The 14,585-nt window shown below is 61.7% G+C and carries 11 protein-coding genes; 8 read left to right on the plus strand and 3 right to left on the minus strand.

Translation table 11 applies throughout. The features are described from left to right. Positions 1–68 precede the first annotated feature (68 nt). The 6 genes from GGD53_RS12335 (at position 69) to GGD53_RS12360 (ending at position 7,805) form a co-directional block, all read left to right on the plus strand. Complete coding sequence (locus GGD53_RS12335; RefSeq protein ID WP_184456286.1) at positions 69–1,391, plus strand: alpha-L-fucosidase; 1,323 nt, start codon at positions 69–71, stop codon at positions 1,389–1,391. Between the two features lie 49 nt (positions 1,392–1,440). Then, positions 1,441–2,661: an ABC transporter substrate-binding protein gene (locus GGD53_RS12340; protein WP_184456288.1), complete on the plus strand. Its 1,221-nt coding sequence runs from the start codon at positions 1,441–1,443 to the stop codon at positions 2,659–2,661. A gap of 52 nt (positions 2,662–2,713) precedes the next feature. Continuing rightward, entirely contained in the window at positions 2,714–3,640 is a 927-nt protein-coding gene (locus GGD53_RS12345; RefSeq protein WP_184456602.1) for a carbohydrate ABC transporter permease, read from the plus strand. After that, positions 3,630–4,514: a carbohydrate ABC transporter permease gene (locus GGD53_RS12350; protein ID WP_184456290.1), complete on the plus strand. Its 885-nt coding sequence runs from the start codon at positions 3,630–3,632 to the stop codon at positions 4,512–4,514. The genes GGD53_RS12345 and GGD53_RS12350 overlap by 11 nt, the downstream gene beginning before the upstream one ends. A 200-nt stretch (positions 4,515–4,714) precedes the next feature. Beyond that, on the plus strand, positions 4,715–5,644 hold the full coding sequence (locus tag GGD53_RS12355) for a substrate-binding domain-containing protein (RefSeq protein WP_184456292.1): 930 nt from the start codon (positions 4,715–4,717) through the stop codon (positions 5,642–5,644). A gap of 16 nt (positions 5,645–5,660) precedes the next feature. Beyond that, a complete protein-coding gene (locus GGD53_RS12360) occupies positions 5,661–7,805 on the plus strand; it encodes a methyl-accepting chemotaxis protein (protein ID WP_184456604.1) in 2,145 nt (714 codons plus the stop codon). Positions 7,806–7,984: 179 nt separating this feature from the next. Here the strand turns inward: GGD53_RS12360 and GGD53_RS12365 are convergent, their stop codons facing one another. Beyond that, on the minus strand, positions 7,985–8,353 hold the full coding sequence (locus GGD53_RS12365; RefSeq protein ID WP_184456294.1) for an antibiotic biosynthesis monooxygenase family protein: 369 nt from the start codon (positions 8,351–8,353) through the stop codon (positions 7,985–7,987). A gap of 97 nt (positions 8,354–8,450) precedes the next feature. On the opposite strand from GGD53_RS12365, the gene GGD53_RS12370 reads away from it, so the two are divergent. Beyond that, positions 8,451–8,927: a MarR family winged helix-turn-helix transcriptional regulator gene (locus GGD53_RS12370; protein WP_184456296.1), complete on the plus strand. Its 477-nt coding sequence runs from the start codon at positions 8,451–8,453 to the stop codon at positions 8,925–8,927. 30 nt (positions 8,928–8,957) lie between these two features. On the opposite strand, the gene GGD53_RS12375 is transcribed toward GGD53_RS12370, so the two are convergent. Then, a complete protein-coding gene (locus tag GGD53_RS12375; RefSeq protein ID WP_184456298.1) occupies positions 8,958–10,220 on the minus strand; it encodes a DUF3422 domain-containing protein in 1,263 nt (420 codons plus the stop codon). 356 nt (positions 10,221–10,576) lie between these two features. Next, entirely contained in the window at positions 10,577–11,863 is a 1,287-nt protein-coding gene (locus tag GGD53_RS12380; protein ID WP_184456300.1) for an ABC transporter substrate-binding protein, read from the minus strand. Positions 11,864–12,086: 223 nt separating this feature from the next. On the opposite strand from GGD53_RS12380, the gene GGD53_RS12385 reads away from it, so the two are divergent. Next, on the plus strand, positions 12,087–14,576 hold the full coding sequence (locus GGD53_RS12385) for a hypothetical protein (protein WP_210303187.1): 2,490 nt from the start codon (positions 12,087–12,089) through the stop codon (positions 14,574–14,576). Positions 14,577–14,585: the final 9 nt, after the last annotated feature.

The following is a 14,585-nucleotide window of genomic DNA, read 5'->3' on the forward strand; positions in this document are numbered from 1 at the left end:
AAGGAGGATGTTCGCTCACCGAACCGGTTCGATGTGATGTCAAACCGGAAAACAGGGAGGAGAAACCTGTGACGAGTTCGGAACGCTTGCTGGAAAATCCGGCACCGGGAGGAGCGGGCAAAAACGCCTGGTTCAGCCATGACCGCCTCGGCATGTTCATCCATTGGGGCCTCTATGCCCTTGGAGCGCGGCATGAGTGGCTGAAGAACCGCGAAGAGCTGAGCGACGATCACTACCAGCGCTATTTCGACAATTTCGATCCCGATCTTTATGATCCGAAGGAATGGGCGCGCCGCGCGCGTCTTGCCGGCATGAAATATGTCGTGGTGACGACCAAGCATCACGAGGGCTTCTGCCTTTGGGACAGCAAGCTCACCGACTACAAGGCGCCAAACACACCCTGCGGTCGGGACCTGCTGACGCCGCTGGTCGAGGCCCTCCGCGCGGAGGGGCTGAAGATCGGCTTCTATTATTCGCTGCTCGACTGGCACCATCCCGATTTCCCGATCGATGTCCACCACCCCCTGCGTAACCATCCGCAAGCCGAGGCGCTGAATGCCGGCCGCAACATCGCCAAATACGCAGCCTATATGCGCGAACAGGTGCGCGAGCTTCTGACCGGCTTCGGCCGCATCGACATCATCTGGTTCGATTTCAGCTATCCAGGCCGCGAATATCGCGGCCTGCCCGGTAAAGGGCGCGCCGACTGGGAGAGCGAACGGCTGCTCGAGCTGGTGCGCGAGCTGCAGCCCGAAATCATCGTCAACAACCGTCTCGATCTGCCGCCGGGCAAACTGCCCGATATCACGACGCCGGAGCAATATACGCCGCGCGTGGCGCCGGCGCTTGCGAGCCAGGGGGTGCTCTGGGAAGCCTGCCACACCTTCAGCGGTTCCTGGGGTTATCATCGCGACGAGGATAGTTGGAAGAGCCCGGAACAGATCATTCAGCTGCTCATCGATTCCGTCGCGCTCGGCGGCAATTTGCTGATGAATGTCGGTCCGACCGGCCGCGGCACGTTTGATGCGCGCGCCATCGACGCGCTTGAAGTCTACCGGAACTGGATGGCGGTCAATGCACGTTCGATCTACGGCGCCGGTCCGTCCGCATTTCCGGTGCCGGCCGGCTGCCGCTACACCCAGCGCGGCAACCGCCTCTACCTGCATGTCTACAACTGGCCCTACCGCCACATCCATATCGAAGGCCTCGCCGACAGGATCGCCTATGCGCAGTTCCTGCACGACGCCAGCGAAGTGCGCTGGCTCAGCCACACGACGGATGTGGACTCCAATATCGGCGTGATGGTGCCGGAAGGCATGATCACGCTCGAACTGCCGGTCCGGCGACCTGACGTCACCGTCCCGGTGATCGAGATCGTCCTTAAGGCGTGAACTCGGTCGCAATCGCGTGTTCACTGCGTCATGGAGGGAGGAGAAACCCATGAAGGTTCTGAAGAAAACGCTTTTGCTTGCCGCAATCGGCGGCAGCCTCTTTGCCACATCCGCCTCGGCCGAGCAGGTCAATCTGACCTGGCAGATGTGGAGCGGATCCGACGCCGACACCAAAGGTTGGCAGCACCTGGCCGACATGGTGACCGCCAAATATCCCGATATCAAGGTGACGCTGACGACGACGGGCTGGGTCGACTACTGGACGCGGCTGCCGGTGCTGGCGGCGTCGGGCCAACTCGCCGACATCGTTTCGATGCAGTCGTTGCGCATGCCGAATTTCTATTCGCTGCTCGAACCGCTGAACGACCGGATCGCGGCTGACAAGTTCGACATCGGGGCCTTCACCCCCTCGATCATCGGCGGCATGTCCGTCGACAAGCAGCTCTACGGCCTGCCCTATGACGTCGGTCCGTGGGTCATCTACTATAACCAGGACGTGCTCCAAGCTGCCGGTATTCCTTTGCCGAAGCCGGGCTGGACGCTCGCCGAGTTTACCGCTGCCGCCAAGAAACTGACGAAGGACGGCCAATACGGCTTCGGCATCACCCCGCAGAACTATTCGGTCCTGGCCTCGGCCTGGGGCGACAAATATGTCAACGATGCCGGCGAGCTCGATCTTACCAATCCGAGCGCCATTGCCGCTGCCGAGAGGGTGATCGGCTTTGCCGCCAAGGACAAGATCGCGCCGCTGGTGCCGTCGAGCGCCGATGCCGGCACGGTCATCCAAGGCCGCTTCTATTCGGGCAATGTCGCCATGTATGTCGACGGTCCGTGGTCGATCATCGGCATGAAGGACAAGGTCAAGTTCAAAGTTGGTTCCACCACCCTGCCGCGCGCAGACGGAGAGCTTACCGCCGTCACGGCGGGCTCCGGTTTCGGCATCGCCACGACGAGCAAGAACAAGGACGCGGCGTGGAAGGCTATCCAGGTGCTGACCAGCCCTGAGGCGCTGCAATATCTCGCCGAACAGGGCCGGGCGCTGCCGGCGCGCACGGCTTCGCAAGCCTCCTGGTACAAGGTGGCGGCCAAGAACATCACCAATGGCGGCGAGGCACTCGATTATTCGCTGGCGCATTCGGTGCCCTATGTCATCACGAACAACTGGGCGGCGGTGGAAAATCTCTTCAACCAGTATTTCCCGCCGGCCTTCGGCGGCAGCGCCGACGCCAAGCAGACGATGGAGTCCATCCAGAGCCTCGCGCAGCAATAGAGCGTGTCGCTTTATAGCGCGGCGGCAGGAGCTGCCGCGCATGGAGGAAGAGATGTCGGAAAGCGCCGTTGCCGAAATTGCCTTGCAGCCCGGTCAGCCCAGGCGCCTCCTGAAGCCGGAAACGCAGACGGCCATGCTGTTCCTGCTGCCGAGTTTCCTCGGCTTCATGATCTTCATGGCCCTGCCGATCATTGCGTCGCTGGCGCTCTCCTTCACCAACTGGCAGCTGATCTCGACGCCATCCTTCGTCGGTTTTCAGAATTACATCAAGCTCTTCACCGTCGATCCCTCATTCTACACCATATTGCGCAATACACTGTTCTTCGCCGTCGAGTATCTGGCTGTGAATATCATCGTTTCGCTGACGCTCGCGGTCTGGATATCGAGCCTCAAGCGTGGCAAGGCGATCTTTCGGGTGATCTTCTTCCTGCCGACCTTTACTCCGACGATCGCAGCCTCCGTGGTGTGGCTGCTGATCTTTACCCCCGACGGGCTCGCCGACAGCGTCATCCGTTCGCTCGGCCTCGGTCTGCCGAACTTCCTGCTGAGTTCGAGCTGGGCCATGCAGGCGGTCGTGCTCGTCACGCTTTGGGCCAATGTCGGCTACAACGTCGTGATGTTCAACGCCGCGCTCGACCTGGTGCCGAAGCACTATCTCGAAGCGGCGATGATCGACGGCGCTGGTCCATGGAGGCGCTTCTGGCGCATCCGCCTGCCGCTCATCTCACCGACGGTCTTCTTCGCTACCGTCATGACGGCCATTACCTCGCTGCAGGTCTTCGACGAGATCTTCGCCATGACGCGTGGCGGCCCTGGCTCGGCGACGGCCACCCTCGGCTTCGCCATCTACCAGAAGGGCTTCACCAATTTCCAGATGGGTTACGCGTCGGCGCTCGCCTGGGTGATGTTCGTCATGATCATGGCGCTCACCATCCTGCAGTTCCACATGCAGCGCAAATGGGTGCATTATGACGACTGACGCGGCCTCACGGCATCCGCATTCCCAGTCCCGGAACCGGCATCGCATCCTGCGGCGGATCGGCACCTTCGTCAGCTACGCCGGACTGTCGCTGATCGCGCTGCTCTTCCTCTTTCCCTTCTTCTGGATGGTGTCGAATGCGGTTCGCTCTAACACCGAAGTGCTGGCTGTGCCGGTCCGTATCCTGCCCGAGGAATACCAGTGGGGCAATTTCGTCGAGGCGCTGGTGTCGCTGCCCTTCGGCACCTTCCTGCTGAACTCCTTCGTCGTCGCGTGCGGTGTGACCGCGATCGTCATCGTGGTCTCCTGCCTTTCGGCCTATGCTTTCGCCAGGCTGCGGTTCCCCGGCCGTGAGGGACTGCTGCTCACCTATCTCAGCACGCTGATGATTCCGCAGGTGATGTTGGTCATCCCGCTCTTCCTTCTGGTCAGCAAGCTCGGCTGGATCAACACCTATCACGGCATGATCCTGCCGGTCGCCTTCTCTTCCTTCGGCACTTTCCTGCTGCGGCAGTTCATCCTCGGCATTCCCAATGACCTCGACGAAGCGGCGATGATGGACGGGGCCTCGCGCCTGCGCATCCTGGTCAGGGTCATCGTTCCGCTCGCCATGCCGGCGATCGGCCTGCTGTCGCTCTTTACTTTCATCGCGCAGTGGAAAAGCTTTCTGTGGCCGCTGATCGCCACCAGTGGGCTCGAAAAGGCCACGCTGCCGCTCGGGCTCACCCTGTTTCAGACGCAGCAGGGCACCGCCTGGAACTACATCATGGCGGGCGCCACCATCTCCATGGTGCCGGGGGTCATCCTCGCCATCGTGCTGCAGAGGGTGATCTACAAGGGCATCAGCGTCGGCTCCGGCTTCGGCGGAAGATAACGTCAATAGAACAAAGGCTTGAGGTATTGGTGTCAAGTTTGCCGCGGCGCGTCTCAAGTCCAGGCGACCGGAGCCGAAGAAGGGGCTGCCGCCACGGCAAGATCATGTCCCCCGCCGATAGTTCTAACTCCGGCGCGAAAAGTAAAATTTAACCAAAATTTGAAATAACGCGGTTCTATCCGAATTGCGCAGGGGAATTCATGAAAACGGCCACGCTTGCATCCATCGCCTTGGCGATGTCGGTCTCTGTCGCCAATGCTCAGACGATCGGCGTTTCGATGTCCGATCTCGACAAATTCAGGACGGCGCTTCTCAATGGCGTCGTCGCCCACGGGGAGACGGTCTCCGGCCTCAAGCTGGTTACCGAGAACGCCAAGGGCGACAACGAGCTTCAGAAGAAGCAGGTTCAGAAGCTCATCGCCGACAAGGTCGACGCCATCATCCTGGCGGTTTCCGATGGCGATCTCGGGCCGCAGATGACCAAGATGGCGGCGGATGCCGGCATTCCGCTGGTTTACATCAACAACGTTCCTTCCAACCTGCTTGATCTTCCCGAAAATCAGGTCGTGGTCGCCTCCAACGAAAAGGAATCCGGTACGCTGGAGACGAAGCAGGTTTGCGCGCTGCTCAAGGGCAAGGGCCGCGTCGTCGTGCTGATGGGCGAGCCTTTCCACGCCGCCGCCCGCGCCCGCACGCAGGATATCTCGGATGTCATCGCCACGCCCGACTGCAAGGGCCTGGAGATCGTCGAGCGGCAGGCCGCCTACTGGTCGCGCGATTATGCCGACCAGCAGCTGCAGGAGTGGCTTGCGGCCGGCGTCAAGTTCGACGCCGTTATCGCCAACAATGACGAGATGGCGCTCGGCGCGATCCGCGCCATGAAGAAGGCCGGCATGCCGATGAAGGATGTCGTCGTCGCCGGCGTCGACGCGACCGACGATGCTCTTGCCTCGATGGTGGCCGGCGATCTCGATGTCACCATTCTCCAGAGCGCTGTCGGGCAGGGTGCTGCGGCGGTCGAGGCCGCCGTGAAGCTCGTCAACAAGGAGAAGGTGCCGCGCGAAAACAACGTTCCCTTCGAACTCGTCACACCTGAGAACATCTCCAAATACCTGCCGAAGAGCCAGTGAGCATAAGAGGCCTATGATGTTGCATTTCTGGAATAAATTCGGCATTCGCGCGCAGATCACGTCCGGCTTCGTGCCGTTGATCCTGCTGATGAGCCTGCTGACCGTCAGCGCGATCTCGGGGATGAACGGCCTCGCCTCCATTTTCGCCTCCTACCGCGCCACCGCGGGGCAGAGCCTCGCCATCTCGGATTACAGCGACCAGCTGCACCAGATCCAGATGTCGGCTGAAGCCTTCCGCTCCACGCCGACGCAGGCGGTCGTCGACAGTTTCCGTGCCGGCGTGAAGGCGTTCGAGGCCGACGACCCGCGTTTCGCCGATAACAAGGATCTCCAGTCCGGCCTTGCGACGATCCGCCAGGACATCGCCGCTTACGGCAAGGCCTTCGAGCAGATCGTCTCGCTGCAGGTCCGGCGTGACATACTGATCTCAAAAGTCACCGAATTCGGGCCCTGGACCAGCATCGCGCTCAGCGACGTCATGCGCAGCGCCTGGCGCCAGAACGACGTCGCCCTGCTGCACATGACGGCGGCGACGTTGGAGGCACTGAACCGGAGCCTCTATTTCTCCGAACGTTTCGTCCATTCCGACGATTTTGCCGCCTACGATACGGCGCAAGCAGCACTGGCCGAGGCTGTCGCGCTCAACGATGCTGCCGCCAAGGCCGCCAAGAACGAGCTGCAGAAGAAGCGCCTGATGGGCGCCGGCCAGCTCATGCAGAATTACACCGCGCGCCTCGGCGACATGAAGGACGTGCTGCAGGCATCCGGCGACATTCGCCAGACGCAGCTCAATGTGCTGGCGCCGAAGATCGCAGGCGAATTCAAGGATCTGCAGGCGACGGTGACCGGCGCGCAGAAGAACCTTGATGGCTCGGTCGAAGCAACGGTTGCCTCGGCGACCAGCACGACGCTCGTCATCAGCGGCCTGCTGATCGTCATCGGCCTCGTGCTCTCCTATTTCGTCGGCCGGCTGATTTCCTCGGCTGTCCGGGGCATGGCGCAATCCATGGAACAGCTCGCCCGCGGCGACGATGCCATCGTGATCACGGGCGTCGAGTACCGGCACGAACTCGGCGCCATGGCGCGTTCGCTGAAGGTGTTCCAGGAGACCGGCCGCGCCAAGCTGATCGCCGAAGCCAATGCCGAGCGGGCGCGTCTGGCGGCCGAAGAAGAGCGGCTGCGCCAGGAAGCCGAGCGTCTCAGCGATGCACAGGTGATGGAACATGCCTTCCGACAGATTTCACTTGGTCTGGATGCGCTCTCGAAGGGCGATCTCTCGGTCCGCGTCGGCGAAGTCGACCATCGCTATGTCCGAATCCGTGATCACTTCAACAGCTCGGTCGCGAGCCTTGAAGAAGCGGTCGACTTGGTCATCCGTGCGGTCACGACAATCCGCTCCGGCCTTGCGGAAATCTCCACCGCCTCGAACGATCTTGCCCGCCGTACCGAGCAGCAGGCCGCTTCGCTGGAAGAAACCGTCGCGGCCCTTGGCGACGTCACCCGCGGCGTCAACGGAACGGCCGAGGGCGCAAGCCGCGCCCAGGCTGTCGTGGCGACGGCCCGCACTAATGCTGAAAAGGGCGGCGAGATCGTCTCCCGCGCCATCGCCGCAATGACGGAAATCCAGAACTCGTCGTCGAAGATCGGCAACATCATCAGCGTCATTGACGAAATCGCCTTCCAGACCAACCTCCTGGCGCTGAATGCCGGCGTCGAAGCGGCCCGCGCCGGTGAAGCCGGCAAGGGGTTTGCCGTCGTCGCGCAGGAAGTCCGCGAGCTTGCCCAACGCTCGGCCAATGCGGCCAGGGAGATCAAGGAACTGATCTCCACCTCCTCGGCCCAGGTCAAGACGGGCGTGGAGCTGGTCGGCGAATCCGGTCTCTCGTTGGAGCAGATCGTCGAGCAGGTCTCCGCGATGAATGCGACTGTCGCTGAAATCGCCGTCGCCGCCCGCGAGCAGGCGACGAGCCTGCGCGAAGTCTCGGCCGCCGGCGACCAGATGGACAAGGTGACGCAGCAGAACGCGGCGATGGTCGAAGAAACCACGGCCGCCGCCCAGAGCCTGACGCACGAGACAGAAAGCCTTGCCGAACTGCTGCGCCGCTTTAAGACAGGCAGCCGACGCGCTCCGGAACAGCGTCACTACGCGATGGCCTCTTGAGCCTCCGCCGATGCAGGCACTTAGCCCTTCCCGCCGAGGTAAGCCCGGCGGGAAGGGCACATCTTTATAGAAACTCGAAGCTTCGGTCCGCACAGAAAATAGTCGTAGACTAAAAAGGGCTCCGCCAACCATTTTTCAAGTCGTCGACATGTCCTGCGTCCGGAGGGACGCGCTGGGCTCTAAGCCACGCAAATACCCGCTACGGCGACCTTCTGGAAGAGATGCGGCGAGGCGATAGCCGAAGAAGGATAGGCCGAGGTCTTCGCCCTGAATTCCGGGTGGACAAAGGCCGCCCGGAAATGCGCGTTGGATTCCCATACGGCGTAATTGAGATAGGTCGGTTTTTCGCCGATCGCGCGATGCAGCTGGGTGGAGATGAAGCCGGGCTGACGTTTCATGAAGGCCGCATCGTCCTGCCAGACCTCAAGGAATTTCGGCTCGTCTGCCAAGTCGAGCGTGAAAAGATTGATGAGCACGACCGGGGAGGCTTCGAGCTCGATTTGACAGCCGATCGGGAAGGTAGGATCCAGCGGACGAATATGTGACATGACTTGCTCCGTTCTATATGGTTCAATGGTGTCAATTCGACATGAAGAAGACATATAATATTGACATTATAATGTCAATTTAACTGCATGGTGACAAATGATCGATTCCGAGCGAAGTGCAGCAGGATCTGCATTGACCAATCTCGTCCTCGACCTGTTCAGGCTGAACAATCGAATGCTGACCTCGGGAGACAGGCTGGTCGCCGGCCTGGGGCTGACGAGCGCACGCTGGCAGGTTCTCGGCACGGTCGGCGCGTCGGAGCGCCCGCAGCCGGTGGCCTGGATCGCACGCGACATGGGCGCCAACCGCCAGAACGTGCAGCGCATCGTCAATGATCTGGAGAAGGAAGGGCTCGTCGCCTTTGCGGCGAACCCGCATCACCGGCGCGCTCAGCTCGTCGTGCTGACGGAGAAGGGACGGGAGACCTTCGCCGCTGCCATGCGCCTCCAGGCTCCCTGGGCGAGTGGTCTCGCCAACGGCCTCGAGATGCGCGAAATCGAAACGGCGCACCGCGTCATGAAGGCACTTCTTCACAAGCTGGAAGGAAGCGAAGAGGCCGGGGAGCAGGCCTGACATGCGGCAGGCCGAGAGACTGACCCGTCGTCAGTGGCTTTCGGAAGTTGGGCCATGCGGAACGCCGGCAATGCTCCTGCGGACATGGCGGACCGCGGTCCAGACGGCGAAGAGCACGAGCGGGATGGCTCCGAGAACGGCGAGTTTCGCCATATGCGGATCGACACCCAGTTCGGAAATGCTTTCGAGGCAGATCTTCGCCAGGCCGACGGTGTAATAGGTGATGGCGATGACGGAGAAGCCTTCGACAGCCTGCTGGATATGCACCTGAATGCGCGCCCGCTCTTCCATCGAGGTCAGCAGCGACGCGTTCTGATCTTCGAGCTGAACCTGCACGGTGGTTCTAAGCAGATCGCCGGCGAGACTGACCCGTTCGGCGAGCTCATCGAGGCGGCGCTCTGCGGCATGGACGGAACGCACGGCCGGCTGGAAGCGCCGTCCGATGAAGGTGCCGATCCGCTGGCGCTGCTCGACGCGTTCCTCGCGCAGCTCCGAGACCCGGCTGGCGACGATCTCGGCATAGGCTTTCGTCGCCCCGAAGCGGTGGCGCGCTAGCGCAGAGAAGTTGAGGACGTCGGAAGAGAGCCTTGTCACTTCGGAAAGCAGCGCCTTGTCGACTTTTACGGCGCTTTGCATGTGCGTGATCAGGAGATCGAGGCGCCGGTCGAAGGCCGAGAGCTGGGAGATCGTCTCGCGCGCCATCGGCATCGCCAGCATCGCCATCATCCTGTATGTCTCGATTTCGAGGACGCGCCGGACCATGCGGCCGGTACGATAGGCGTTGAGGTTGCGGTTGAAGAACAGGAATTCGACGAAACCGCTGTCGCTGAGGCGGAAATTCGAATGTACTTCGGCATCGCCGCCGCCGACCTTGGAGGCGACGTAGTCGAGCATGGGTTTTTCGAGAGCAAGCCCGTCCTTCTCGTCGCGCACCAGCACCCGGACGGCAGCGATCACTTTACCGTTGATCCTGTCGCAGCAGGCCCTGAAAGCCTCGGGCGGATGACTGCCGGGCGCGGAGGCTGCGGGTGTGACGAAGGTGAGGGTGAGGAACTCGGTATGCGCCTCCCATTTCAGCCGGCCGTCCCCGAAGCGGCCGATGCCGTGGTTGCCTCCGAGAGTGGTCGAGACGTCCTCCAATCCCGGCAAGGAAACCGGCAGCGGAGGCGAGCCGTTGTCGCCGACGATGGCGACATGCCAGACATCGGTGTCGCCATCGAAGTAAAGCGACGGCCGCGCATGCAACTCGTCATGCAACTCCCTGCGCAGCGGATGCTCGGAACCGATCGGCATGGGAATGCACCTCTAGATGGTAGACGGATCGACGGCTGACGTGACCGGGATTGCCGGCGTTTTGAACTGACTACGACGCCTATAGCCTCTCCCGCGGCGCGTGTCACGGCGACTTCTCCGCCGAATGTGTAAGACTGCCTCAATATACTTGATCGGGCGGCAATACTCTGGACGTTGCTCCACTATACGGTAACGTCGGTCCGGCGCGATGCCCGCCGGGGACAGTCCGAACTCTCCCACGATGAACCGGTCAGCCGAAAGGATCAGCCGAAGCACGGACAAAAACGATCAGCCACGGCCCGTTGCGAGGTCGTGGCTGATGCGGCGCGCAATCTGTGGGAGACAGGCGCGGCCGTTTACTTGTTGGCGGCGAGCGTCACGTTGATCTTGTCGACGTCTGCGCTCATCGCCTTGAAAGTGTCTTCGAGAGAAAGCTCGCCGACGATCAACTGGCTCATCCGCTGGACGATCAGCTGATAGATGGCGCCCGATCCCTTGAGGCGTTCCAGGTCGCGCGCGGCCTGCGGCGCGCTGTCGCGGGCCGCGAGGAAGACGGCCATGGCTTCCTTGGCGTTCTTGCTGTCGAGCTTGTACTGCGGATCCTTGATGTCGGCGCCGGTCAGGATGACGTAATTTTCGGCGATTTCACGCTGGACCTTTTCAGAGCCGAGGAACTCGATGAACGAGGCGACGGCCTGCGGATACTTGGTGCGCTTGAAGCCGACGATTGCCGTGCCGCCGGGCATTGCATAGCAGCCGGCATCGCCGCAAGGCGCGCTGATTGCCGTCCACTCGAAGCCGTCGCCGATCTTCTTCTGGAACGGATTGACCATCCAGTTGCCGGCCAGATAGGTCACGACATTGCCATTGACGAATTCGTCACCCATGTTCTTGTACTGGGTTCCGCCGGCCGCACCCCACATTTCCTTGGGGAAGGAGCCGTCCTTCGTCCAGTTGTAGAGATCGGTGATATAGCGCTTGGCGGCATCGTCGGGGAATGAGAACTTGCCGTCCTTGACGTAGTTCGAGCCGTAGGAGAAGGCAGCACCCGAGAAGCGGTGGCCGGAGCGGTCCATCGTGAAGGGGATCTGGGCGCCGGTCGCCTTGGCGACGCGCGCAGAGGCTTCGACGATTTCCTTCAGCGTGGCGGTCGGCTGCGGAAGCGGTTCGTTGGCCTGTTCGAAGAGCGTCTTGTTGACGAAGGGCAGGTTGAAGGTCTGCGAGGCGACGTAGCCATTGATCGAGTTCGGGTCGTTGATGCCGGGGAAGCGAAGCGTGTTCAGGCTGTCGCCGTGCAGCTTGGCGAAACCGTCCGGATCCTTCATCAGCGGGCGCATGTCAAGGTAATAGGGCGCCAGCTGCCAATCGGTGATCTTGGCAACGTCGGGCCCTTCGCCGATGGCGAGCTGCACCGGTAGCTGCTTGGCGACGGCATCGTAGCCCGACGAAACGAAATTCACCTTGATGTCGGGGTGCGCCGTCTCGAATTCCTTGCTCAGTGCTTCCATCCGCTCGACGTAAGCTTGGTCGTCGTCGGTGAAGAGAAAGGTGATCGTCTGGGTTTCCGCCATGGCGACGCTCGACCAGGCGGAGGAAACGGTGGCCAGCGCCAGTGCGAAAGCCCCTGAGAGATAGGTTTTCATTTTCATCCTCCCATGAAAACATTTTCATCAATCGCGGCCTCAGCCGTCGATAAGTGAATTTCATATACTTGACATTCCTCCCGTCAAGCTATTTTCTGGCGCTAATGCGATGTTTTGAGCATTTCCTGAAGACGCCGCACACAAATGAAGTAATGAAAAGATTTTCATAAGATTGCGGAGGAGGCGATCTGTGCAGGCGGAAAGCGTCAAGCAACCCGACGACATGGCGCCAGCCTATGGCGTTGCCAAAGGCCAGACGATAACGGCATGGGCGGTGTCCGGCCTCATCGCCGACTATTTTCCCGGCCAGCCGGCTCCTGCCGAAGATCGCGTGAACTATCGCTTCATCAACGGTTTCGTCGATGTCGGCGACCTGCCTTGCCGGAAGGCGTTCTGGTCGACCATGGTGGGGCGGCCGCTTCTGCCCGACACGTCCTGGCCGACGACAAGCCTTTATCTCCCCGGCTCGAACCGCCGCGTCGAGTTCACCAGCTTCTGGCATGTGCCGACGCATGTCAGGAAATGGCTGAGGGGCACGTTCAGGACAGAGGCCCCGCGCACGCTCAATCTGGCGCTGAAGACCTGCGGCGGGGTGCGCATATGGGTGAACGGGCAGGAGGCGGTGCGCTTCGAGCCGTTCAAGCGCAATGTCGAGAGCGCGACTGAGATCAGCTTGCAACTCGAAGCCGGCGACAACGAGATTCTCGTCCACACCGAAGACTTGGCCGAGCGTGACACGACCTGGTTCTTCGAACTTGAAATGCTGGATGAGGAACCGCTCACGGTGTTGTTGCCGGTGGCGCTCGACCAGGATGAGGTTCGCGAGCTGGAGGGCCTTGTGCGCGGCGTTCGCCCGGCCCATGACGTCTTCGTCAATCAGCCTCTGGAAATCATCTTCGATACCGCGCCCGTGCGTGGCCTGCCGGTGGAGATCAAGGTCGTCGGCCATGGTCACGAACGGCCGCTTCTCGCCCATGTGCATTTGACCCTGCATGCGCACCAGAACCGGTTGATCGCCGAGGATATCAGCGGCATTGCAGATGGTTATCACGGTATCCACATGACGATCGGTTACGGTCCGGGCTCGGTCACCCGCGTCATCGACGCTGCCTTCATGAGCGCCATTTCTCCATTGCCGGCCGAGGCATCGCTTTCCGCCCGCAAACGCCAGGCGCTGGAATACAGCGCCCGCTTCGGCGCCAACCGCGCCGGTCGTCTCATTGCGATGATGGAAACCGGCTACGAAGACCGGGAAAGCTTCGACCGCATCGTCGATGCCACGCTTGCCTCCATCGATGCGCGTGAGGACTGTTCGGATTTCATCATGGTGCCGCTCTTGTGGCTGCTCGGCGCCTATGGCGACCGTATGCCGAAGGCGACGGTCGAGCGCATCCGCCATTCCGTTCTCTCCTACCGATATTGGGTCGACGAGCCGGGCAATGACGCGATGTGGTTCTGGAGCGAGAACCATGTGCTCTGCTTCCATACCAGCCAGCTTTTGGCCGGACTCCTCCTGCCCGACGAGCTTTTCTCGGCCTCGGGGCGGACGGGACGGCAGCAGGCGGAACTCGCTGTGGAGCGCCTCGGGCGCTGGTTCGACAGCGTCGAAGCGCATGGCCTGGCCGAGTGGAACTCGGCCGCCTATTACCCGATCGATTTCATCGGCCTGCTGGCGCTGGAGCGCTGGGCGGAGAGCGGGATCGCCGATCGCGCCCGGGGCCAGATCGATCTGATCTTCCGCATGATCGCACTTCATACGCTTGCGGGCGTTCCGGCCGGGTCGCAGGGGCGCGCCTACGACAAGGAACTGCGCGCCGGCCCGCTGACCGAACTTGCGCCCTTCGCCCAGGTCGCCTTCGGCACGGGATGGCTCAACAATGGCGTGGCGGCGCTGACCATGTTTTGCGCCGGCGATTATGAGCCGCCGGCCGATCTCGCCGAGCTTGCTTCGCTTTCGCGAGGAAGAAGCGTCGAGGCCCGCTACAGCCAGGGGCTGGAGAGCGGAAAGCTCGTGCTCTTCAAGAACGAGGCCGCACAGCTTTCGACTGTCGTCGATCACAAGACTGGCCGGAAGGGGCATCAGCAGCACGTTCTGGATATCCGGCTCGCCGGCCATCCGATGGCGAGGCTCTGGGTCAACCATCCCGGCGAAGACGATCCGTGGGGCAATCAACGGCCGTCCTATTGGGCCGGCAACGGCATCCTGCCGCGTGTCGCCCAGCATCGCGACGTCGCCCTTTTGATCGAGGACACGGCCGATGCACGGCATGCCTGGACACACGCCTATATCGGCCGCGACGGGCTCGACGATCTGATCGTCGAAGACAAATGGCTGATCGCCCGGTCGGGCAGGGGATTTGCCGCTCTCTGGGCCTCTAACGGCCTGGAGCTGATCACGGACGGCCCGACCGCCGGCCGCGAGGCGCGCTCGCATGGATCGCTCTGCGGCTGGGCGGCCATCGTAGCATCCGGCAATGACGATGCTTTCAAAGCCTTTATCGAACGCCTGTGCCAGACGGTGGTGTCCTTCGATCCTACCCTTCGGCGTCTTTCCCTGACGCCGCCGGTCGGTCCGGCGATCGCTCTTTCTTACGCCGATGGTCTTTCGATTGCCGGTAAACCCCGGCCGTTCACGCATGATCAGCCGCACCCGATCCTCACCCACGACAGCGCCGCTTGCCAACCCGGTGCCGACGGGCCGTTCTACTGCTAAAACATAGGT

The sequence above is a fragment of the Rhizobium aethiopicum genome (assembly GCF_014197535.1).
Lineage (GTDB): Bacteria > Pseudomonadota > Alphaproteobacteria > Rhizobiales > Rhizobiaceae > Rhizobium > Rhizobium aethiopicum_A.

Bases quoted from the DNA above. Each gene is read 5' to 3' on its own strand.
- GGD53_RS12340 (WP_184456288.1), top strand. From the start codon at position 1,441: ATGAAGGTTCTGAAGAAAACGCTTTTGCTTGCCGCAATCGGCGGCAGC.
- GGD53_RS12345 (WP_184456602.1), top strand. From the start codon at position 2,714: ATGTCGGAAAGCGCCGTTGCCGAAATTGCCTTGCAGCCCGGTCAGCCC.
- GGD53_RS12350 (WP_184456290.1), top strand. From the start codon at position 3,630: ATGACGACTGACGCGGCCTCACGGCATCCGCATTCCCAGTCCCGGAAC.
- GGD53_RS12355 (WP_184456292.1), top strand. From the start codon at position 4,715: ATGAAAACGGCCACGCTTGCATCCATCGCCTTGGCGATGTCGGTCTCT.
- GGD53_RS12360 (WP_184456604.1), top strand. From the start codon at position 5,661: ATGTTGCATTTCTGGAATAAATTCGGCATTCGCGCGCAGATCACGTCC.
- GGD53_RS12365 (WP_184456294.1), bottom strand. From the start codon at position 8,353: ATGTCACATATTCGTCCGCTGGATCCTACCTTCCCGATCGGCTGTCAA.
- GGD53_RS12370 (WP_184456296.1), top strand. From the start codon at position 8,451: ATGATCGATTCCGAGCGAAGTGCAGCAGGATCTGCATTGACCAATCTC.
- GGD53_RS12375 (WP_184456298.1), bottom strand. From the start codon at position 10,220: ATGCCGATCGGTTCCGAGCATCCGCTGCGCAGGGAGTTGCATGACGAG.
- GGD53_RS12380 (WP_184456300.1), bottom strand. From the start codon at position 11,863: ATGAAAACCTATCTCTCAGGGGCTTTCGCACTGGCGCTGGCCACCGTT.
- GGD53_RS12385 (WP_210303187.1), top strand. From the start codon at position 12,087: ATGGCGCCAGCCTATGGCGTTGCCAAAGGCCAGACGATAACGGCATGG.